At 64.5% G+C, this 21739-nt stretch carries 24 protein-coding genes and 1 pseudogene; 21 read left to right on the top strand and 4 right to left on the bottom strand.

Annotated elements, in window-relative coordinates; genetic code table 11:
- Positions 1 to 97: 97 nt before the first annotated feature.
- From N536_RS0109815 to N536_RS0109765, 10 genes are all read left to right on the top strand, one after another.
- Positions 98 to 556: a DUF5709 domain-containing protein gene (locus N536_RS0109815; RefSeq protein ID WP_036435927.1), complete on the top strand. Its 459-nt coding sequence runs from the start codon at positions 98 to 100 to the stop codon at positions 554 to 556.
- The gene (locus N536_RS0109810; RefSeq protein ID WP_029113451.1) at positions 547 to 1008 is read left to right on the top strand and encodes an N-acetyltransferase; all 462 of its coding nucleotides are present in this window, start codon (positions 547 to 549) and stop codon (positions 1006 to 1008) included. Before N536_RS0109815 ends, N536_RS0109810 begins: the two co-directional genes overlap by 10 nt.
- A 137-nt stretch (positions 1009 to 1145) precedes the next feature.
- The gene (locus N536_RS0109805; RefSeq protein WP_029113450.1) at positions 1146 to 1919 is read left to right on the top strand and encodes an SDR family NAD(P)-dependent oxidoreductase; all 774 of its coding nucleotides are present in this window, start codon (positions 1146 to 1148) and stop codon (positions 1917 to 1919) included.
- A 54-nt stretch (positions 1920 to 1973) separates the two neighbouring features.
- Positions 1974 to 2471, top strand: a complete 498-nt coding sequence (gene msrB, locus N536_RS0109800) for a peptide-methionine (R)-S-oxide reductase MsrB (RefSeq protein ID WP_029113449.1) — start codon at positions 1974 to 1976, stop codon at positions 2469 to 2471.
- Positions 2468 to 3019, top strand: coding sequence for a peptide-methionine (S)-S-oxide reductase MsrA (gene msrA / locus N536_RS0109795; RefSeq protein ID WP_029113448.1), 552 nt, complete (start codon positions 2468 to 2470; stop codon positions 3017 to 3019). Before msrB ends, msrA begins: the two co-directional genes overlap by 4 nt.
- Positions 3020 to 3157: 138 nt before the next feature.
- Entirely contained in the window at positions 3158 to 4288 is a 1131-nt protein-coding gene (gene tal / locus N536_RS0109785; RefSeq protein WP_029113447.1) for a transaldolase, read from the top strand.
- A 47-nt stretch (positions 4289 to 4335) separates the two neighbouring features.
- Positions 4336 to 4665, top strand: coding sequence for a hypothetical protein (locus tag N536_RS0109780; protein WP_029113446.1), 330 nt, complete (start codon positions 4336 to 4338; stop codon positions 4663 to 4665).
- A gap of 37 nt (positions 4666 to 4702) precedes the next feature.
- Positions 4703 to 6040 carry an NAD(P)/FAD-dependent oxidoreductase gene (locus tag N536_RS0109775; RefSeq protein ID WP_029113445.1) on the top strand — a complete coding sequence of 446 codons (1338 nt, stop codon included), beginning with the start codon at positions 4703 to 4705 and terminating at the stop codon, positions 6038 to 6040.
- A 265-nt stretch (positions 6041 to 6305) separates the two neighbouring features.
- Complete coding sequence (gene ctaD, locus N536_RS0109770; RefSeq protein WP_029113444.1) at positions 6306 to 8060, top strand: cytochrome c oxidase subunit I; 1755 nt, start codon at positions 6306 to 6308, stop codon at positions 8058 to 8060.
- On the top strand, positions 8060 to 8356 hold the full coding sequence (locus N536_RS0109765) for a hypothetical protein (RefSeq protein ID WP_029113443.1): 297 nt from the start codon (positions 8060 to 8062) through the stop codon (positions 8354 to 8356). The genes ctaD and N536_RS0109765 overlap by 1 nt, the downstream gene beginning before the upstream one ends.
- Positions 8357 to 8533: 177 nt before the next feature.
- On the opposite strand, the gene N536_RS43505 is transcribed toward N536_RS0109765, so the two are convergent.
- Entirely contained in the window at positions 8534 to 8881 is a 348-nt protein-coding gene (locus N536_RS43505; protein ID WP_029113442.1) for a hypothetical protein, read from the bottom strand.
- Between the two features lie 24 nt (positions 8882 to 8905).
- On the opposite strand from N536_RS43505, the gene N536_RS0109755 reads away from it, so the two are divergent.
- The 7 genes and pseudogenes from N536_RS0109755 to N536_RS0109725 form a co-directional block, all read left to right on the top strand.
- On the top strand, positions 8906 to 9505 hold the full coding sequence (locus N536_RS0109755; RefSeq protein ID WP_029113441.1) for a sulfite oxidase-like oxidoreductase: 600 nt from the start codon (positions 8906 to 8908) through the stop codon (positions 9503 to 9505).
- Positions 9506 to 9508: 3 nt separating this feature from the next.
- Positions 9509 to 10249 carry a ferredoxin reductase gene (locus N536_RS0109750; protein WP_029113440.1) on the top strand — a complete coding sequence of 247 codons (741 nt, stop codon included), beginning with the start codon at positions 9509 to 9511 and terminating at the stop codon, positions 10247 to 10249.
- Between the two features lie 17 nt (positions 10250 to 10266).
- Complete coding sequence (locus N536_RS0109745) at positions 10267 to 10539, top strand: DUF6510 family protein (RefSeq protein ID WP_029113439.1); 273 nt, start codon at positions 10267 to 10269, stop codon at positions 10537 to 10539.
- Positions 10540 to 10568: 29 nt separating this feature from the next.
- On the top strand, positions 10569 to 11219 hold the full coding sequence (locus N536_RS0109740) for an RraA family protein (RefSeq protein WP_231514467.1): 651 nt from the start codon (positions 10569 to 10571) through the stop codon (positions 11217 to 11219).
- A 52-nt stretch (positions 11220 to 11271) separates the two neighbouring features.
- A complete protein-coding gene (locus N536_RS0109735; protein ID WP_029113437.1) occupies positions 11272 to 12342 on the top strand; it encodes a sodium:calcium antiporter in 1071 nt (356 codons plus the stop codon).
- A 133-nt stretch (positions 12343 to 12475) separates the two neighbouring features.
- A complete protein-coding gene (locus N536_RS0109730; RefSeq protein ID WP_029113436.1) occupies positions 12476 to 13714 on the top strand; it encodes a thiolase family protein in 1239 nt (412 codons plus the stop codon).
- A gap of 47 nt (positions 13715 to 13761) precedes the next feature.
- A pseudogene (locus N536_RS0109725) lies at positions 13762 to 14715 on the top strand (nitrilase-related carbon-nitrogen hydrolase); the annotation flags it as partial.
- Between the two features lie 30 nt (positions 14716 to 14745).
- Here the strand turns inward: N536_RS0109725 and usfY are convergent.
- From usfY to N536_RS42915, 3 genes are all read right to left on the bottom strand, one after another.
- Positions 14746 to 15057, bottom strand: a complete 312-nt coding sequence (usfY, locus tag N536_RS37930) for a protein UsfY (RefSeq protein WP_029113434.1) — start codon at positions 15055 to 15057, stop codon at positions 14746 to 14748.
- Between the two features lie 73 nt (positions 15058 to 15130).
- Positions 15131 to 15511, bottom strand: coding sequence for a phage holin family protein (locus N536_RS0109715; RefSeq protein WP_029113433.1), 381 nt, complete (start codon positions 15509 to 15511; stop codon positions 15131 to 15133).
- Positions 15508 to 16284 carry a sigma factor gene (locus N536_RS42915; protein ID WP_231514466.1) on the bottom strand — a complete coding sequence of 259 codons (777 nt, stop codon included), beginning with the start codon at positions 16282 to 16284 and terminating at the stop codon, positions 15508 to 15510. The genes N536_RS0109715 and N536_RS42915 overlap by 4 nt, the downstream gene beginning before the upstream one ends.
- 328 nt (positions 16285 to 16612) lie before the next feature.
- Between N536_RS42915 and N536_RS37920 the strand changes: the two genes are divergently transcribed.
- The 4 genes from N536_RS37920 (at position 16613) to N536_RS0109685 (ending at position 21724) form a co-directional block, all read left to right on the top strand.
- The gene (locus tag N536_RS37920; RefSeq protein ID WP_081809132.1) at positions 16613 to 17470 is read left to right on the top strand and encodes an alpha/beta fold hydrolase; all 858 of its coding nucleotides are present in this window, start codon (positions 16613 to 16615) and stop codon (positions 17468 to 17470) included.
- Positions 17457 to 19064, top strand: coding sequence for a sigma-54-dependent Fis family transcriptional regulator (locus N536_RS0109695; RefSeq protein ID WP_155948532.1), 1608 nt, complete (start codon positions 17457 to 17459; stop codon positions 19062 to 19064). Before N536_RS37920 ends, N536_RS0109695 begins: the two co-directional genes overlap by 14 nt.
- A 98-nt stretch (positions 19065 to 19162) precedes the next feature.
- A complete protein-coding gene (locus N536_RS0109690; protein ID WP_029113431.1) occupies positions 19163 to 20272 on the top strand; it encodes an NDMA-dependent alcohol dehydrogenase in 1110 nt (369 codons plus the stop codon).
- Between the two features lie 9 nt (positions 20273 to 20281).
- Entirely contained in the window at positions 20282 to 21724 is a 1443-nt protein-coding gene (locus tag N536_RS0109685; protein WP_036435925.1) for an aldehyde dehydrogenase, read from the top strand.
- Positions 21725 to 21739 lie beyond the last annotated feature (15 nt).

Here is a 21739-nt window from a genome sequence, read left to right as displayed (position 1 = left end):
ACAGCTCGCCCCACTGCGCGGGACGCTCATGGCCGAAAGCCGGTACAGCCGAGCGCGCTGTGCGGCGAGACCGCGATAGGAAACGGAGACCGCGCCGATGGGGATTTCTGAGTTCGACGACGTGGCAGCCCATCTGCTCGAACCTGAAGAAAGCCTGGACTCAGAACAGACGGGCATCGACCTCGATGAAGGCTACTCACCCCCGGAAAGTCCGCGCGAACTCGGGGTGTGGGGACTGACCGTCGATGAAGCGCGCACCCATGAACCTCTGGCGCGCCGGCTGGCCCGTGAGGTGCCCGACGTGACCGACCGGTGGGATGGCGACGGAATCGGCGACAGCACCGACGGCGACGGCGAGCCGATCGACGATCAGGTCGGGGACAGCCGTGCAGGGCGGCTCGTCGCCTTCGGCGTCGACCCGACGGATCCCACCACCGATTACCGCGCCCACGATGTGGGGATCGACGGCGGCGCTGCGTCGGCCGAGGAAGCAGCCATGCACATCGTCGACGAAGACGACACCCTGGCCTGGGATGACCTCAATCCGTGGCTCTGATCCGCGAGATCATGGAAGGCGAGACGGCGCAAGCCGCCGAGGCAATGCTGTTGCTCAGGCCTCGCTGGAAGACGGTCGGCGCCGTTATCGACTTGATCGACACCAAGCTTCGACCCACGGGCTATCGGCTGGTCGGTGTTTTCGAGCATTCCTCGGGTGCGGCGGTATCAATCGTTGGTTTCCGCGAGTTGTGGTCGACCGCTTGCGGATACCACGTGTACATCGACGATCTGAGCACGCTGGAGACGGCGCGTGGCAAGGGATTTGCCGACGAACTTCTGCGCTGGGTGATCGCTGAGGCCGGGCGTCGCCGGTGCGAAGGAGTCCACCTGGATTCCGGCGTGGGAAGCGATCGGGCTACGGCGCATCGGCTGTACATGCGGAACCGCATGCGGATCTCGGCCCATCACTTCTCGCTCGCACTCACCCGGGTGATTGGCGTTGCGGGGTGACGACAGCTCACCCCTAGGCGGGCCAGGCTTGACTTCCGACAGACCTGCACGGCCGTCGACAAATGTTTCGGCGTCACGACAACGAAACGTTCAACGCGGCGTAGCAGGTGAAGAAATGAAACAAAGGAGCCTCACCGATGGGCGCAGAGTTCGAGGGTAAGAAGATCATTGTCGTTGGCGGCAGTGCCGGCATGGGACGCCAAGTCGCGCTTGACGTCATCGATCGCGGTGGCAGCGCGATAATCATCGGACGCTCGAAAGATCGTGTTGATGACACCGTGGACCAGCTGAACCGACGAGGCCATGCCTGGGGGATCGCCGCCGAGCTGACCGACCGATCCGCGGTTACCGATGTCCAGCGCGCACTATCGGAGCAGCACGGCGACGCAACGCTGATGGTCAACGCGGCCGGGTACTTCATCCCGAAGCCATTCCTGGACTACGACTCCCAGGCCTATGATTCCTACCTCGATCTGAACTTCGCGTTGTTCTTCCTCACCCAGACAGTGGTCGCCGGCATGGTCGCCGAAGGCAATGGCGGGTCAATCGTCAACATCGGCGCCATGTGGGCGCATCAGGCCATCGGCGCGACGCCATCGTCGGGGTACTCGATGCAGAAGGCAGGGCTACACGCCCTCACACACAACCTGGCCATCGAACTGGCCGGCCATAAGATCCGCGTCAACGCGGTCGCACCGGCGGTGGTGAAAACACCTCTCTATGAGCGGTTCATCCCCAAAGGCGAGATCGATGACACGCTGGCGACATTCGCACCACTTCATCCCCTCGGCCGCGTCGGAACCGCCGGCGACGTCGCCAACGCCATCACCTTTCTGCTCTCCGAGGAAGCAAGCTGGATCACCGGCACGATTCTCAACGTCGATGGCGGCATCATGGCCGGCCGCAACTAGACCATTGGCGTAGCGGCGGCAAACCAAGCCCCACACTCACCACGAGGAGCACCTGTGACACACGACTACCAGAAGAATCCGGCGGCGATTTGCGCGTTGCACGCCGAGCAGTACTACGTCACCCAGCAAGGCGGCACCGAGCGCCCCTTCACCGGCGAATACCTCGATAACCACGAACCCGGCATCTATGTCGACGTGGTATCTGGTGAGCCGTTGTTCGCCTCGGTCGACAAGTTCGACAGCGGCACCGGCTGGCCAAGTTTCACCAAGCCGATCGACGGCGACAACATCGTCGAAAAGCCCGACCACCGCCACATCATGCTGCGCACCGAAGTACGCTCGCGCCATGGCGACAGCCACCTGGGCCACGTCTTCACCGACGGACCTCGCAACGAGGGCGGCCTGCGCTACTGCATCAACTCCGCAGCACTGCGCTTCATCCACCGGGACGATCTCGAGGACGAAGGCTACGGGCACTACCTGAGCATCTTCGAAACCACCAACAACTCGGCACAGCACAATGATTCCGAACTCGCCGAGAAGCAACGATGACCGACACCAAAGTCGCGATTCTCGCAGGCGGATGCTTCTGGGGCGTCCAGGACCTCATCCGACAGCTGCCCGGCGTCGAATCGACCCGGGTCGGCTATACCGGCGGCCAAAACGAGCATCCCACGTATCGCAACCACCCCGGCCATGCCGAGGCGATCGAGATCGCCTACGACCCCGCCAAAACCGATTACCGCACCCTGCTCGAATTCTTCTTCCGAATCCACGACCCGACGACGAAGAACCGCCAAGGCAACGACGTCGGCACCAGCTACCGGTCGGCGATCTTCTATCTCGATGACGATCAGAAGCGCATCGCGCGCGACACCATCGCCGATGTCGACGCATCCGGGCGGTGGCCCGCCAAGGTGGTCACGGAGGTGACGCCGGCAGGTGCCTTCTGGGAAGCCGAACCAGAACATCAGGACTATCTGCAGCGTTACCCCGGCGGTTACACCTGCCACTATGTGCGTCCCGAATGGAAGCTCGCTTCCCACAGCAGATCTGGTGGAGCACAGGCGGCCACGGTTGAGTCGAGCAGCGATGACTGAGCGCTGCCCTGCTCGGTGTCAGCACGTGTCGGCGCGCGATCGGCAGATGCTGGCCGCCGCCATCTTGCCGGTTATCGTGTTCGGCGCCGTCTTGATCGGCGTGCGAACGCGCCGCGACCAGGTGCAGGCGGCTCCGCAATGATGCAGAACCTCACTCTGAACGCATTGTCAGCGGCGGGGGTATCGGTCTGGCTGGATGACCTATCCCGTGACCGCCTGGCATCAGGCAACCTGCAGCAGCTGATCGACACCAGAAACGTCGTGGGCGTAACCACGAATCCGTCGATCTTTCAGCACGCGATCTCACACGGGCAGGCCTACGCGCGGCAGCTCGCCCAATTGTCCGAACGCGGCGTGCGGCCCGAGTCGGCGATCCGCACCATCATCACCGACGACGTGCGGGCTGCCTGCGACGTCCTTCGACCGCAGTGGGAAGCCTCCTGCGGCGTGGATGGGCGGGTATCGATCGAGGTCGATCCGCGGCTGGCTCACGACACCGAGGCGACGGTCAGCCAAGCCGCCGAGCTGTGGAAGATCGTCGACCGGCCCAACCTCTTCATCAAGATTCCCGCCACGACGGCCGGGATGGCGGCGATCACCGCCACAGTGGCCGAGGGCATTTCGGTCAACGTGACACTCATCTTCTCCCTCGAGCGTCACCGGCAGGTGATGGATGCATATCTGGTCGGACTGGAAGCCGCGCAACAGGCTGGGCGTGACCTCGCCGGAATCCATTCGGTGGCTTCTCTGTTCGTCTCCCGCGTCGATACCGAAATCGATCGGCGCTTGGAAGCGATCGGCACTGATTCCGCCATGGCGCTGCGCGGACAGGCGGCAATTGCGAATGCTCGCCTGGCCTATGCGGCCTACCAGGACGTATTCGAAGCCGGAGCGCGTTATGCACCACTCAGTTACGCCGGTGCCCACGTGCAGAGGCCGCTGTGGGCATCCACGGGGGTGAAGAACCCCGCCTACCCCGACACCATGTACGTCACCGAACTGATCGCACCGCACACTGTGAGCACCATCCCGGAACACACTCTGGAGGCAGTCGCCGACCACGGCGTCATCGTCGCCGACACCATCACCGGCACGGCCTCTCACGCACGAGCGGTGCTCGACCGCGTCAGCGACGTCGGCGTCGACCTCGCCGACGTCTTCGCGGTGTTGGAAGACGACGGCGTCGCCAAGTTCGCAGCCTCCTGGCGGCAACTGCTCGACGCGTACCCCACCTCAGCGCGGGACAACATCCAAAAGAGTGAACGTTAAACCTTGAGAAGGTGCGGCGTGAACCGCAACCAGAGAGTAGAGAAGAGATGGGCATCAGTACTTTTCGCGAGGTCGTTGATATTCTCGACGCGGCCGTCAACGGTCCAGGAACTGAGGTGGGTCCACCGCACCACGCCTTCTGGCGCGATGTCACTCGCGATGAGTTCGTCGCAACGAAGGTGCTTGGACACCCGATCCTGGTTCTCGGTGACGGAGCGCACTCGAACTTGATCCTGTCCTTGAAAGGCGAGCCGCCATTCGGCTCCGGTCCTGATGCGAAGTTCCCCCGCATGCCAGTTGGTTTCGACCCAGTACCGGACGACGCCATACGCTCGATCGAGTTGTGGATCAACGACGGCTGCCCCGACGGGTGTTGACCCAATTGCGGCCGCACCGAGTAAAGCGCTCGTCATCATGACTTCTGTCGTAATCGTCGGCGGCGGGTTCACCGGTTTCGAGTGCACCCGTCATCTGGTGCGGCAGCTCCGCAAACACAACGCGTCGGCCGATATCTCGGTCATCTCGCCGGTCGATTACATGCTGTACACACCGCTGCTACCCGATGTGGCGGGCGGCGTTCTCGACGCCCGCTTCGTCGCGATTCCGCTCGCCAACACGCTGCGCGGCGTGCAGCACATCCGCGGCAGGGTCGACAGTGTTGACTTCGACGGGCGCACAGTCATGTTCACCGACCCAGAAGAGCGCATGCGGACCATGTCGTGGGATCGCCTCGTCCTGACGCCGGGATCGGTGACCCGACTGTTCGACGTGCCCGGGCTCGCAGAGTACGCGCGGGGGCTGAAGTCGACGGCTGAGGCGCTATATCTGCGCGACCACCTATTGGAACAACTGGAATTGGCCGACGTTGACGACGACGCCGGTAGGGCGGCGGCGCGGCGAACGATCGTGGTTGTCGGCGCATCGTATTCAGGGACCGAACTGGTGCTGCAGCTGCGGGCGCTGGCCGATTCAGCCGCCAAACAGATGAACCTCGACCGGGACGACGTCCGGTTCGTGTTGCTGGACCTGGCCGAACAAGTGATGCCCGAAGTGGGGGAGAAGCTCGGCGCGGCAGCGCGGCGCGTGCTGGAGATCCGTGGCATCGACGTCCGGCTGGGCGTCACACTGAAGGAAGTCCACGCAGCACACGTTGTGCTCAGCGATGATTCGCTGATCCGAACCCACACCGTGGCATGGGTGACCGGTGTGACCGGTGCTCCGCTGATCGAGGAACTCGGCCTGCCGACCGAGAAGGGTCGGCTCAGGGTGCATTCCGACCTACGGGTACCCGGCCATCCGCACGTGTTCGCAGCCGGGGACGCCGCAGCGGTGCCCGACCTCACCCAGCCCGGCAAGATCACCCCGCCGACCGCACAACACGCGACGCGGCAGGGAAAGGTTCTGGGGCACAACGTCGCTGCGAGCCTCGGCTACGGCAGGAAAAAGATCTACAAACACCGCAACTTGGGACTGGTGGTCGACCTCGGCCCTCGCCACGCCGTGGCCAACCCCCTCAACGTCCAGTTGTCCGGGCTCGCGGCCAAAGTTGTCACCCGCGCCTACCACCTCTATGCGATCCCGCGGTTCGTCAATCGCTGGGCGGTGGGGCTGGCCTACCTGACCGACCTCTTCTTCGATCGTTCAGTCGTCTCGATCGGGCTGTCGTCGGAAAAGGATGCGCGCTTCCACGCCAGCGAGGGCATCCCCATGCCGGAACCGAAGTCTAGGAAGGCTTCTCACCCGGGTGAATGATGCGGCCGGGCGAGGACAGCTCGCCTCGCCGCGCGGCATGCTCATTGCCGGGAGCCGACGCAACGGTCTCCAAGTGTCCGATTAGGGCAGCGGGCGGCGCTGCGTGGCGCGATCGCGATCGGGAATGGAGGGGGGCACAGATGGGAAATCCTGGGTTCGATGATGTGGTGACGCCGTTCGCGGCCTGCTGGCATCAACTGCTCGACGCGCTCCCCGCATCTGCGGGGAGCGCCCAAAGTGCGCAGGGCAGTGGAGAACCGGACCGTTGACAATCCACGCACCCTTCATCGGCGAGCTGCAGCCCGGGCGTCCCTTTCCAGCGCGATTGGGCGCCAAGGGCACACTGCTCTACAAGCTGGTGACGACCACCGATCACAAGGTGATCGGCATGATGTACGTCGTCACCTGCTTCGCGTTCTTCTTCGTCGGCGGGCTGATGGCGCTGTTGATGCGCACCGAACTGGCCTCGCCTGGCTTGCAGTTCCTGTCCAACGAGCAGTACAACCAGCTGTTCACCATGCACGGCACGGTAATGCTGCTGTTCTACGCGACTCCGATCGTGTTCGGGTTCGCCAACCTGGTTCTGCCACTTCAGATCGGCGCTCCCGACGTGGCGTTCCCCCGGTTGAATGCGTTGTCCTTCTGGCTGTTTCTGCTCGGCGCGCTGATCGCATTGGGGGGCTTTGCTTCCCCTGGCGGTCCCGCCGACTTCGGCTGGACCGCCTACACCCCGCTATCGAATGCCGTCCACTCGCCGGGTGCGGGAGGGGATCTGTGGATCATGGGCCTGATCGTCGGTGGTCTTGGGACCATTTTGGGCGCAGTCAACATGATCACCACCGTGGTGTGCCTGCGCGCCCCGGGTATGACGATGTTCCGGTTGCCGATCTTCACCTGGAACATCCTGGTGACGAGCGTGATAGTCCTGGTCGCGTTCCCGCTCCTGACCTCTGCGCTGTTCGGGTTGGCCGCCGATCGCCACCTGGGCGCGCACATCTTCGACCCGGCCAACGGCGGGACCATGCTGTGGGAGCATCTGTTCTGGTTCTTCGGCCACCCCGAGGTGTACATCATCGCGCTGCCGTTCTTCGGCATCGTCACCGAGATCATCCCGGTGTTCTCACGCAAACCACTGTTCGGCTACACGGGAATGGTCTATGCGACCACCTCGATCGGCGGTTTGTCGATCGCGGTGTGGGCGCATCACCTGTACGCGACCGGTGCGGTGTTGCTGCCGTTCTTCAGCTTCATGACGTTCCTGATCGCGGTGCCGACTGGCATCAAGTTCTTCAACTGGATCGGCACGATGTGGAAGGGCCAGTTGACGTTCGAGACGCCAATGTTGTTCTCGGTGGGCTTCCTGGTCACCTTCCTGCTCGGTGGCCTGTCGGGTGTGTTGCTGGCCAGCCCGCCGATCGACTTCCACGTCACCGACTCGTACTTCGTCGTGGCGCACTTTCACTACGTCTTGTTCGGCACGATCGTGTTCGCGACCTACGCGGGCATCTACTTTTGGTTTCCGAAGATGACCGGTCGGCTCTTGGATGAGCGGTTGGGCAAGCTGCATTTCTGGCTGACCCTGATCGGTTTTCACGCCACGTTCTTGGTGCACCACTGGCTCGGCGCTGCCGGCATGCCGCGCCGCTATGCCGACTATTCGGCTACCGACGGATTCACGACGCTGAATGTGGTATCGACGATCGGCGCGTTCATCCTTGGCGCATCCGTACTGCCGTTCGTATGGAACGTATTCAAGAGCTCCCGTTACGGCGAACCGGTCATGGTCGACGATCCGTGGGGTTACGGCAACTCGCTGGAGTGGGCCACCACTTGTCCGCCGCCGCGGCACAACTTCACCGAACTGCCCCGAATCCGCTCGGTGCGACCGGCATTCGAGCTGCATTACCCACACATGGTTCAGCGGACGCGCGACGAGGCCCATGTCCGCCGCACCCGCCGCGACACACGTCGTAATCACGCGGCGGCGGTCGGCGCATCGTCGGAAAGGAGGGCACCGTGATGGCCGTACGTCTCCTGGAACGTCCTGTCGACGAGATCCTGGACATCGGTGAGGACGAACGCCTTTGTGACACCAAGACGGTCGACAACACGGTGCGTCCCTTCAGGGTGATCGGTCAGTGTTTCAAACCAGCCGAATGGATCTACGTGATGAAGTGCTGCGGGGTCCAGGCACTGGCGTGCGACCCGTGCCACGAGCAGCATCTACAGCGCCCGCTCTACCAGCGGTACTGCGCGGAATGCTTTCATCCGTTCAGCACCTTGGCCGACGGCGCGCGTGCCGTATATCGGGTGTAGGGGCATTCCATGCGACTGGATGCGACGGCCGGCTCTCCACTTCCGTTGGCACGCCTAGCCCTCTGCATCATGCGGGGTTCCGGCGCGTCCACTGAGCTGCCTGGAAGCGGCTGATACGAGCATGAATAAACCAGGCTACCAAAGGTTCTCACCCGCACCACTGCGGTGAGTCAGCTATCAAAACGAATCGATTGGAGATGTCATGATGGAAAACTCGAATGCCGTTCGCCTGGCACGTGTCGTGGGAGGTGTGGCGGTTCTGGCTGGGTTGGCGGCGTCGATCGCCAGTTGTAGCGGTAACGACTCGAACGCGCCGTCGACCACCCAATCGTCAACGACGACAACCATCACCACGCAATCCCCGGCCCCGGGTGCGCCGCCCACCGCGCCGACCGAGAAGAGCATCAACCCCACCGGAGGAAACAAGTTCACGCCGACGGTGCGTGCACCAATGGCTCCGACGGCCATCCCCGGAAACAGGGAAAACACCGGATAGCGGATGAAAACGAGCCGAACTCGATCCATGACTCAGCACGACAAGGAACGCTAATGACTGTTTCCAACAGAGGGTTTCGCGGGCGCCGCACTGAGCCGGCCCGCCCGTTGCCACCCGGCCAGCATCTGACTGCGGACTTCCCGGTACTGCAAGCAGGACCGACTCCGCAGATCGACCTCGACGACTGGCGATTCACGATTCGCGACGAGCATGGCGGCCAACACGGCTGGACGTGGGCCCAGCTGAACCTACTGCCCAGCGAGCAGCTCACTGTCGACATCCACTGCGTCACCACCTGGTCCAAACTGGATACCAAATGGGAAGGCGTTTCGCTCGACACACTTCTCGAAACGATCGACACCACCGCCGAATTCGCGCTGATCGGTTCCTACGGCGGCTACACCACCAACATCCCGGTAGTCGATCTTCTCGGCGGGAAGGCCTGGATCGTCTACGGCTACCAGGGCGAACCGCTGAGCCCGGTGCACGGAGGCCCGGCGCGGTTACTGGTGCCGCACTTGTATTTCTGGAAGTCCGCGAAGTGGGTGCGATCCATTGAGTTGCGCAACAGCGACACAGCCGGATTCTGGGAGGGTTTGGGTTATCACAACTACGGTGACCCGTGGCGCGAACAACGCTACACCGGAGATTGAGTCGTGGACGATGGTTTGACGTCGAAGCTACGGTGGCGGGTTGCGCGTGTGGTGGCTTCCGAACCCGAGACCGCCTCTGCACAGACGATCGGGCTTGCCGTGCCGGGTTGGCGCGGCCACTTGGCTGGTCAACACATTGATCTGAAGCTCACCGCAGAGGACGGGTACAGCGCACAACGCAGTTATTCGCTGAGCAGGCCGACCGACGGTGAGCGCATCGAGCTCACCGTGCAGCAGATCGCCGACGGAGAGGTCTCGCCCTATCTCACGGGAGTGGGCCCAGGCGAGGAAATCGAGCTTCGCGGACCCATCGGCGGCTGGTTCGTTTGGCGACCCACCGATGAGACGCGGATTCTATTGGTCGCTGGCGGATCGGGCATCGTACCGTTGATGGCGATGTTGCGACAGCGGATGCTGCTGGGCGGTGCGGAGTTTCGGCTCGTGTACTCGGCGCGCAGTCCCGCCGACGTCTACTACGCCCAAGAGCTGGCCCGCCTCGAGCGCGACTGTGACTGGCTGCACGTCGCCGTGGTCTATACCCGGGCGGCCGCACCGCAGACCGCCCGGCCGCCCGGCCGGATCGGCGTCAGTGACCTCGCATTGCCGGGATGGGCCCGCGGCGACCGCATCCGCGTTTACGTCTGCGGCCCAACGGCATTCGTAGAATCGGTGACGGCAATGCTGATTGGACAGGGGCACCAGCCATCAGACATCCGGACCGAGCGGTTCGGCCCGAGCAGCTAATCGAGGAAGAAGGAATCATGACAGAACCAACACACGTCGACGGTAACGCCGCCGCGGGTGCCTTCGCGGACGTGCTGGGATTCGATGTCACCACCGCCACGCTGACCTGCGCGGGATGTGGTCGTGTCGGGGTCTTCGCGGAGAGTCACGTCTATCACCGCGCCCCGGGCCTCGTGGTGCGCTGCCCGGGATGCGACCACGTGCTGGCCCGGCTAGTGCAAACCCCGACCGACGTACGGCTTGACCTGCGCGGCGCCCAGTCCTGGCGCATCCCTTTCCCGGCCCGATGATGGAGTCCCTCGACGCACTCGCCAGTCGGGTGCGCACCGCCGAGATCGTCGACGCGATGGGGCGACTGCACCGTCATCGTTGTCATCTCCTCGACCTGGTGAGCCCCACGCCCGGTCGTCGGCTGTTCGGCCCCGCCGTGACCATCTCCTATTTCCCGGCGTGCGGGACCGCCTTGCCGCCCGAGCGCTACAACTTCAAGAGGGTGTTCTACAAAGCCATCGAAGACGGTGCCGACGGCCGCGTTCTAGTCTTGGCGAGCAACGGCTACACCGATGCGTCACTGGGCGGCGGAACCAAGCTGTCGCGTGTCCAAAACCATGGGCTTGCAGGCATTCTTGCCGACGGGCGGGTGCGCGACTTTGCTGAACTCGAGCACTACGACCTGGCCATCTACTGCCGTGGTGAAACAACGCGATGGGGCGGTGACACCGTCACCCCCTACGAGGCGAACGGTCCGGTGGTGATCGGCGGGGTGGCAATCCGTCCCGGTGATTACGTCTTCGCCGATGCCTCCGGCGCCGCGGTCATACCGGCCGGCGACGTGCGCGCTGTACTCCACGCCGCCAACCAAGTCGCGTTCGAGGACGCGGCGGAGATCGCCACCATCAGAGGCGAAGCCCCAAACATGCTGGGAGGCAGCGGAAACCTTCTAGTGCGTAGGAGAACCGAAGCGCCATGACGGCACGGCCGATACTGAGGTGGTCTGCGAACCGCGGACGCAAGACTGCGTCGTGAGCGGATTACCGGTGTGGCTGCTCGTGGTGATGTTTCTCGCTGCGGGAGCGGCGATCTGGGCGGCGGGCATACAGCTATCGGACCAAACGGATGTGCTGACGATGCGGCTGGGCCTCGGCTCGGCGCTCGGCGGCCTGATCCTGTTGGCCATCGCCACCAATCTGCCCGAGATCGCCATAGTCGGCGCCGCGGCTGTGTCGGGCAATATCGGTGTGGCGGTGGGCAACATCCTCGGCGGCATCGCCATCCAGACGGTGGTGCTGGTGGCTATCGACGCCTTCGGCGTGCGCGGATCGAGGCCGCTCACCTATCGCGCGGCGTCGCTTGTGTTGGTGCTGGAGGCCGCGCTGGTGGTCGCGGTGTTGGCCATTGTGATCGGCGGCACCCAGCTGCCCGCAACGCTGATCACAGTGCGACTGACACCCGCCCCGGTGCTGATCCTGCTGGTGTGGGTGCTTGGCGTGGTCCTGTTGCAGCGGGCAGCACGGTCCTTGCCCTGGCAGGAGTCGGGACAGCCGCCCGACGGCCAGCAGCAGCCCTGTGGACACCGCACCGCGATGACCGAGCGGCGGGCCACTGCCGCGGGCACCAGAACTGCCAGGGCGGTGATGAGCTTCGGCCTCGCCGCCGCGGTCACGCTGATCGCCGGCGTCGTGTTGGAGCGCAGCGGTGACGCCATCGCCGACCAGATCGGTCTGTCCGGTGTGCTGTTCGGGGCAACCGTGTTGGCCGCGGCCACCTCGCTACCCGAACTGTCCTCCGCCCTGCGGTCGGTGCGTCATGGCGACTACCAACTCGCGGTATCGGACATCTTCGGCGGGAACGCCTTCCTGCCGGTGCTCTTCGTCCCTGCGACGCTGCTGTCGGGGCACGCGGTGTTGCCGGCTGCGCAGCGCACCGACATCTATCTCACGGCGCTCGGGATCGCGTTGACACTGATCTACGCGGCGGGTCTGCTGTTTCGGCCCCGCCGCCGCATCGCCCGCCTGGGGGTGGACTCGTTGGCCGTCGTCATCCTGTACGGACTGGGCATGGTCGGACTCTTCACCGTCTCGAACATGCGTTGACCTTGACGAAACGATCAGCCTCTCACCCGGGTGAAAAGACAGCCGGATGAAGACAACTCGTCCCGTGCAGACGGATAGTGATCTCTTACCCAAGCCGCCGCCCGTCAGGACGAGTGCACGACAGGAGAACACGGTGACCGAGGCCTATTTGCTCGGCGGGGTGCGCACCCCCTTCGCCCGCTACGGCGGAGGCTTGTCGCACCTGCGGCTCGACGACCTGCTCGGGCTCGCCATGGCTGGGGCCTGTGAACGCGTCGGTGTTGATCGCGACCAGGTCGAAGACGTCGTCGCCGGGTGTGTAAACCCCGCGCATGAAGGCATGGGAGATCTCGCCCGTTGGGCGGCGCTGGCCGCCGGCTTCCCCGACCGGGCAGCGGGAGTGACGGTCAACAGATTCTGCGGATCCTCGCTGAGCGCCACGGCCATGATCGCGCATGCGATCAAAGCCGGCGACCTCGGTGTCGGGATCGCCTGCGGCGCCGAGTCGATGTCCCGCTCGGGGTTCGCGTACATGAAAGGCGAGGCCCCGTTCAGCCCGCGCGGACCCCAACTGCTACTCGACACCATGTGGTCCGGCGCCGGCGGCCCGCCCAACCCCTCGTTGCTGGGTCGCAACGCCTACATCGGCATGATCGAAACAGCGCAGAACGTCGCCGATCGCTACCAACTCAGTCGCGAAGAGATCGACGCATTCGCGCTGCGCTCCCAGCAGCATGCGCGCGCCGCCCGAGACTCGGGCAGGCTCGCCAAGGAGATCATGCCCGTCACGATCCCCGCGACCCGAAAGACCCCACTCCGCACCGTAAGTCACGACGAGTTCATCCGCGATGACACCACCCGCGAGCTGCTGGCAGCCCTACCCGCCCAGCCCGGGACCACCCAAATGACCGCCGGCAACTCCACACCGCTGTCCGACGGGGCCGCCGCGCTGATCCTGGCCTCGCCCGCACGGACCGACGAACTCGGCGTCAACCCGTTGGCCCGGGTGGTGTCCACGGCCGTCTACGGCAACGATCCATTGTTGATGGGCATCGCGCCGGCGTGGGCGCTACCGCTGGCGCTGCGACGCGCGGGCTTGAGCCCTGAACAGATCGACGTGTGGGAAATCCACGAGGCCTTCAGCGCGCAAGCTCTCGGTGTAATACGAGAGCTGCCCAACCAACTCGACGGATTTCAGGTCCCCGACGACAAACTCACCCCGAACGGGGGAGCCGTGGCCATCGGGCATCCGTTCGGAGCCACGGGTGCACGGTACGTCCTGACACTAGCCACCGAGCTGCGCGAACGACAGCTCCGCTACGGCGCCATCGGCGTGTGCATCGGCTCAGGGCAAGGGGTGGCAATGATTCTGGAAAACCCAGAAGCCGCCTGACCGCGACTTCCCGCCGCCGGACAGACCAGCACCTGGAACACTCAGCTATGGACGTCTACGACTCCCACGATCGAGCGCGCACCGTCCGCGTCGCGGCGTGCACCATGCGAACCACGCTGGGCGATCCAGCGGCCAACGCAGAAGCGGTGCTCGACATCGCGCGCCAATGCCACGACGAACGCGCCGCACTGGCGGTTTTCCCCGAACTAGCAATGTCCGGCTACTCCCTCGACGACATCCTGATGCAAGACACCGTCCTGGACGGCGTCGAAGACGGACTTCGACGCATTGTCCAAGCTTCCATCGGGTTGATCCCGGTTCTGGTGGTCGGCGCCCCGCTGCGCCATCGGCACCGCATCTACAACACCGCCGTCGTGGTCCACCGCGGCCGCATACTGGGCGTCGCGCCAAAGTCCTATCTACCGACCTACCGTGAGTTCTACGAACTTCGCCAGATGGCGGCAGGCGACGACATCTGCGGCGAAATCGCCCTGGGGCGCGGCACAACCCGCGTAAGAGCGCCGTTCGGTCCCGACCTGCTGTTCACCGCGTCCGACATGACCGGCTTCACGCTTCACGTTGAGATCTGTGAAGACATGTGGATCCCCATTCCGCCCAGCGCTCACGCCGCCCTGGCCGGCGCCACGGTGCTCACCAACCTGTCTGGAAGCCCCGTCACCATCGGCCGCGCCGAAGATCGAGGTCTGCTGGCTCGATCAGCGTCGCTGCGCTGCACCGCCGCGTACGTCTACGCGTCGGCGGGGCAGGGTGAATCGACGACCGACCTCTCATGGGATGGCCAGACCATGATCTGGGAAAACGGCGTGTGTCTAGCCGAATCACAACGCTTTTCAACCACGCCGACATATTGCATTGCCGACGTCGACCTCCGCCTTTTGTGCTCAATGAGGCGACAGACCGGAATATTCGACGCGAATCGCAAACACCATCACCCCAACCAAGCCGGGTTCCGCGAGATCGAGTTCAGCATGGAACCGCCGACGACCGTACGCAGTTAAGCCAGCAAGTGATCAGCGAGAGCGCGGGGGCGGCCGACTACCTGGGTGCGCGGCGTCCCACTGCGCTTCGATGCGGGTCACGCGGCGATTCTCCACGACGAACCACAGCGCTCCGGCGACCGCGCCGAGAACGGCGATGAGGATCGTGGTGGACAACCATTCGAAATTTCGATAGGCGGCAGCCACCGCCGTGCTGATCGACCCGAACGTCGATACGGCCAGCAGGATCAGCCCTGGCCAGAAGAAGTTGTCCTTCAACACGATGCCAGCGTGCGGTTGCGTGGTCCGAAAGTGATCCGTCGGATCATCATGGGTGTCTCCCATCACCGCTCCCTTCGTCGTCGGGCGAAATCGCAAGTTCAATCAATGAGCGGGGGCCGCCGCGGTGAGTATGCGGTCAGGCGGAGCCGGTCCCATCGCGGAAGAGCAACTCGGGCAGCGTAATCGCCCCGATCGTCGTCACCAGCCACACCACAGCCGTCGTGGCCAGCCAGGATTTCGTGCCGTCGATAGTGAGGCCGTTCGTCAAAGTCGACGCGAGGATCAACGCGATGATCGTCAATGCCAATCCGGTGCCCCCGAGGAGCAGCGACGCATACCGGTGGGGCAACTTCAAGATCGAGAAGGACAGGATCGCCTGCGTTACCGCGAACACCAGGACGGCGATGACGAAGCCCGGTACCGACGACGAAACTCCCGGAACGATCCACGCCGCAACCACGAGTCCGGCCGCCCACGACGGCAGAAGCAAGACCGCCCGAAACACGATTTGTCTCATGGGAATAGCGGTAGGTCGCCGAGTTCGGGCTCGGTAGCGAACAAGAAATCCGCTAGTGAGATGTCGGGCAACGCGCCCAGCGAGTCGAGTTCGAACGAACGTCGCCAGTCCGGGGATTGTCGATCCCGGGTGGCTAGGTGTCGGTCGATGAGGTACTCGCTCGGCCGGTGATGCGCGCGGACGAGGTAACTGATGTAGGTGCTGATCATGATGCGGAACAGCCACGTCAGAACGTTCGCCCCCTCGGAGAGGGTGTTGAAGCCGGCGTACGCCTTGAGCATCGTTTCCTGCACGAGATCTTCGGCATCCACGCAGTTGCAGGTCAGTCGGCGGGCGCTGTCGTCGAGTTGGCTCAGATGCGGGAGCGCCTCGTTGATGAACCTCGCGGTCAGCTCTGGGTCGCGCGTAGCGAGCAATGAGTCGCTGTCTGCTAGGTGGTCAACTGTTGGTGCCATGGGCACATCCTGGCCAGGGCCGGGGTGAGTTGTCGTCATCCGGATCGCCGATTCACCCGGGTGATTCCGCCGCAAGGCCTTTCGGCTCCGGCCGCACCGAAACGTAGCTTTCCTTTCAGCACCCCGAAGCGCCTGCCGGCCTGCCCGTCGTGTCCAGAAGCTGGACACCGCGGCGTCGGCTCGCCGTGTGACGCTGAAATTCGGTAACCAGGCGGCATTTCGGTAGCTCGCTACCGGGTGGCGCGCCGGATTCAGTCCTAACTCGTCGCTGGCGAAGAAATGTGAGAAGACCATGTTGCTGCCGATCGCGATCTTCATGATCGTGCTGTCCCCGCTGTTCATACCGGTCGGCGTCACGGCATTGCATGCCCGTGACAACTTGCGCCATCGGCGGGCGGCTCAACGCTCCAGCTAGCGAGCTGGGGAATGTAACAACGGTCATTCATCGAACAACAACCGTGTCACGGCAATGCCGGTACGGAGAGTTACGTGATGAGGAGCTGCCACATCGTCCATCCGATGGTTCGTCAAACGTCCGGGCGACGCGCACCTGAACCAAATGTGTCATCTTTCTTGACAACGAGCTCTATCGTGTTACATAGTGACGGCGATCACAACGGTTACCGACGCTCGACGGAAGAAGCGCATGCCAACACTGGACGCTCCCGGCGCCACGTTGCATTACCGGACCGCCGGGGACGGGCCGCCACTCGTTCTGGTGCACGGCTCCAGCACGGACATGACCACCTGGGACGGGGTGATCGACCAGCTTGCGCAGGACCATCGGGTCATCGTCTACGACCGGCGCGGCTACGGGCAGTCGCGACACCGGCCGGTTCGTGATCACCGCATTCATGCCCGAGATCTGACACTGCTTCTGCAGGAAGTGGCGGCGGCCCCAGCAACGGTCGTCGGGTGGAGCTCGGGCGGTAACGTCGCCCTTGCCGCCGCGGTCAAGAATCCCGGACTGTTCTCGGCACTGTGCGCTGTGGAAGCACCCTTCCACGGGTTGCGCCATGCCGATCGCGCCGTGCTCGCCACGGCCTTGCGGCTCAAGCTAACTCAATGGCGCGGCCGCCCGATCGAGGCCGCCGAAGCGTTCCTCCGGTTCGGCTCGGCCCTGCGGTCGGGCGGCAACGTCTACGACATGCTCGACGACGACGCGCGCAAGGGGCTGCTGGCGAACTCCGCACCCGTGCTCGCGGAATGGGATCCGTACTACTTCGGTGTGATGGCCGAGCACGTGCCGCTGCGAGCCGTGGCGGCCATACCGGTGCCGATGACCTGGATTCTGGGTGCCGAAAGCGCGCCGTGGATCGGCGGCCTGCACGCTCGGGTGGCGAGGCGCAGGCCCGACATGCGCACGGTGGTGATTCCCGGTGCCAGCCACCTCGTACACCTGGACAGGCCCGCGGAGTTCGTGGCCGCCGTTCGAGACGTCGTCGCGAATCGCGACGCGTCACGAAAGATTAGTCTCGTCAAGGGATGTCGTGACAACGGCTAGCTTCGAAGGATCCACCAGGGCGCTCATCGAAACGTCCTGGCGTCGGGTCGCGATGAGCGGCCTGTGTCCATCGGCGTCGGTCGACGATGCGGCGATCGAGGAGATCGACCGCCGCAGCCGGCTCATGGTTGCGGCGACACCGGTTCTCGACGAGATGGCCGCCGAACTGACCGGCACGCGTTTCGCGGTAATCCTCGCCGACCGCAACGCCTTGCTGACCGACTTCCGCTTCGGGCAAGAACGGCTGCGGCCCAAACTTCACGACGTCGGCACCGTAGAGGGCCGCCGATTTCGCGAGGAAACGACGGGAACCAACTCGATTGCCACCGCCTTCGAGCTCCGGCGGGGCGTGGCGGTGCGCGGCGACGAGCACTACGTCGAATCCTTGAAGCGGTTCAGCTGCTACGGCCAACCGATCATTCATCCAGTCACCCAGCGGGTGGAGGGCGTGCTGGACATCACCTGCTTGGTGGAGGACGACCACCCACTGCTAGCGCCGTTCGTGATCCGCTCGGCCCGCCAGGTCGGGGAACGCCTGCTGGAGCACGCCCGCGAGTCGGAAAGACGCGTGTTCAACAACTTTCAGCATGCCGCCGCACGGGCACGCTCACGGCCCGTCATCGCGATCGGTGACGACATCTTCCTCGCCAACGCGGCGGCGATGCAGATGGTCCAGCCGGACGATCAGGCCGTGCTGCGGGCAGCGTCCGTCGACGTTCCCACGAACCAGGAAGCGATGCTCCCGATCCGATTGGTCTCCGGCCGCGAAGTGATCGCTTCGCTGAGCCCGGTGCCAGGTACCACCGCCGTCGTCATCACGCTGACCGACGAAGCCGCGCCCCGCCGCGTCGCGGTAAGCGCGGGCACACGGACCAGGACGTTGATCTGCGGTGAGCCAGGCTCGGGCAGGACGACGACTGCGGGCACCATGGCCGGCGCGGCTGCCCGATGGTTCGACTGCGGCGAAGTCCTCGAGCTGGGTGAACGTGCGTGGTTTCGTCGCCTCGACGAGTGCCTGCGCGAACGCGACTGCGTCGTCATCGAATCCGTCGACACCCTGCCTGCGGCGCCGGTCCATCGCATGGCCGCCTCCATCAGATCCGCGACGGCCCGGGTGATCCTCACCAGTGTTCCCCCCGACTGGATGGGGCCGGAGTACGCGGCGCTCCTCGCCGACTGTCGGGAGAGGGTGGACCTGGCAGCGCTGCGTCAGCGGCGTGCCGAGATTCCCCTTCTGATCAAGAACGTCCTCGACGAGTTGGGCGCGGCACCGCAGCTGCGGTTCACGCCCGCCGCGCTGGAGGCGTTGGCACGACACGAATGGCCAGGAAACTTCCGCGAACTCTGCTCCGTCGTGGGCGATGTATGCGTGAGGCGCCGCGTCGGGGACGTCACCGTTGCCGACCTCCCCGAGAGCTACCAGAGCCCGCCCCGGAGACGGCTGAGTCCGATCGAGCAGGCGGAGCGCGACGCGATTGCCACTGCCCTCCGGCTCGCCGGAGGAAACAAGAAGGCAGCCGCGCAACAACTGGGCATAAGCCGCACGACGCTGTACAAGGCGCTGCGTTCCTACGGGCTCGCTGCGGCGTCATAGGCCGTGTCCAGAAGTTGGACACGCGCCGGGTGGGATTCCTGTGAGGCTGGACGAAAGTACCGATACCGCAGTTACTTCGGCATGAGTGAGGATTCCAGATGAAGACGCAGGCGGCCATTCTGTGGGAGCGAGGTGGCGCATGGAGTGTCGAAGAGGTCGACCTCGATCCGCCCAAGCACGGTGAGGTGCTCGTCGAGATGGGCGGCAGCGGCCTGTGCCACTCCGACGAACATGTCGTCACCGGGGACCTGCCGTGGCCGATACCGATGATCGGTGGGCACGAGGGTGCAGGCACGGTACTCGAGACGGGGCCGGGTGTCGAAGGACTGGCCGCAGGCGACCGCGTCATCTTCGGCTTCATACCGGCGTGCGGGCGGTGCTCGGCATGCTCGGCCGGGATGCAGAACCTGTGCGAGCTGGGCCAGTATCTCGGCGACGGCACGCAGATCTCGGACCACACCTCGCGCCATCACGCCCGCGGCCAAGACATCGGCCTCATGTGTCTGCTGGGAACTTTCGCCCAACACACCGTGGTCAGCGAGGCGAACTGCATCAAACTCGACGACGACATCGCACTGGACAAGGCCTGCCTGCTGGGCTGTGGCGTCGTGACCGGCTGGGGTTCAGCCGTGTTCGCCGGCGGCGTCAAGGCGGGTGACACAACGGTGGTCATCGGCACCGGTGGCATCGGGATCAACGCGGTCCAGGGCGCCGCCCTGACCGGATCTCAGTACGTCGTCGCCGTGGACCCGGTTGCGTTCAAGCGGGAGAAGGCTTTGGAATTCGGCGCCACCCACGCCGTCGAGAGCAGTGATGCGGCCGCCGCGCTGGTCGACGAACTCACCTACGGTCGCGGCGCGAACGTCGTGGTCAACACCATGGGCGTCGGTGAAGGCGATCAGATCGGCAAGAGCTTGGCCATGGCCGCCAAGCGGGGCACCGTGGTGGTGACCAACCTGCATCGCGCTACCGAGGAAACGGTGTCGCTGAATGCCCTGGATCTGGTGCTGATGGAGAAGAAGGTCGTCGGTTCCCTCTTCGGCACAGCCAACCCCCGGTTGCACATTCCGAAGCTGCTCAGCCTCTATCGGAGCGGCCATCTCAAGCTCGACGAACTCGCCACGCGCACCTACAAACTCGACGACATCAACACCGGCTATCAGGACATGCGCGATGGTCGCAATCTCCGCGGCGTGATCACCTTCTAGGGGTTGAACATGGATTACGACAAGCTGTTCATCGATGGCCAATGGGCGCCGCCGAGTTCGGCGCAGCGGATCACGGCGGTCTCGGCGAGTACCGAGGAAGTGATCGGCTCGACCCCGCAAGCGCAGGAACTCGACGTCGACGCGGCCGTCTTGGCTGCCCGTCGCGCGTTCGACGATCCCTCGGGGTGGGCGCACTGGGCACCGGCGCATCGCGCGGCGACCATGGAACGTCTCGCCGACGTGCTCGAGCGCCGTGCCGAGGACGTCGTGCAATGCGTCAGCGCCCAGAACGGCATGCCCGTCGCGGTGGCGCGACAGCTCGAAGGCGTGTTTCCCGTTGCGTTGCTCCGCTATTACGCGAGCCTGACGCGCGACGCCGGCGCCGACGACCTTCGGCCCGGGGTGTTCGGCGGCAACATCCTGGTACGCCGGGAACCAGTCGGCGTCGTCGGCGCGATCGTGCCGTGGAACTTCCCGCAAACCCTGGCGGCATTCAAGTACGCGGCCGCGTTGGCAGCCGGGTGCACCCTCGTCATCAAGCCGTCGCCCGAAACCGTCTTGGATTCTTATGTTTTCGCCGAGGCCGTGGCCGAAGCCGGACTTCCGCCCGGCGTGATCAACGTGGTTCCCGGTGGCCGCGACGTCGGCGCCTACCTCGTCGAGCACCCAGCCGTCGACAAGATCGCGTTCACCGGTTCGACGGCGGCAGGCCGGGCGATCGGGGAAGTGTGCGGCAAGCTGCTGAAACCCGTGACCCTCGAACTCGGCGGCAAGTCGGCGGCAATCGTGCTCGATGACGCGGAGCTCGATCTGGAGGCCATCGGCCAGGACCTCTTCACCGCCACGCTGCTGAACAACGGCCAAACGTGCTTCCTTGGCACCAGAGTGCTGGCGCCACGTAGTCGGTATGCCGAAATGGTCGATCTCTTCACGGCTTTCGCGGAATCGCTGAGGGTGGGCGATGCGCTTGACGACGCCACCCAGATCGGTCCCATGGCCACCGAAGGACAGCGGGATCGGGTCGAGCGCTACATCGCCAAAGGTCGCGGCGACGGCGCGCGCATCATATACGGCGGCGGTCGGCCCGCCGGATTGGACAAGGGCTGGTTCGTCGAACCGACGGTGTTCGCCGATGTCGACAACCAACACACCATCGCGCAGCAAGAGATCTTCGGCCCCGTGCTGTCGATCATTCCCTACGTCGACGACCAGGACGCCGTGCGAATCGCCAATGACTCCGACTACGGACTCGGCGGGACGGTATGGACCAGTGACCCCGACCGTGGGATCGCGGTCGCCAAGCAAGTCCAGACGGGCACCATCGGTGTCAACACCTACCTGCCCGACCCCGCCGCCCCGTTCGGTGGTACCAAGGCGAGCGGCCTGGGGCGCGAGCTCGGACCGGAGGGCCTTGCCAACTACCAGCAGCTCAAGTCCATCTACCTCCGCTAGAGAACCCTCGCGAGC

The organism is Mycobacterium sp. URHB0044, assembly GCF_000620625.1.
Taxonomy (GTDB): domain Bacteria; phylum Actinomycetota; class Actinomycetes; order Mycobacteriales; family Mycobacteriaceae; genus Mycobacterium.
Note: the sequence above shows the minus strand (reverse complement) of the source record. Positions and strands in the feature narration are given on the sequence as shown.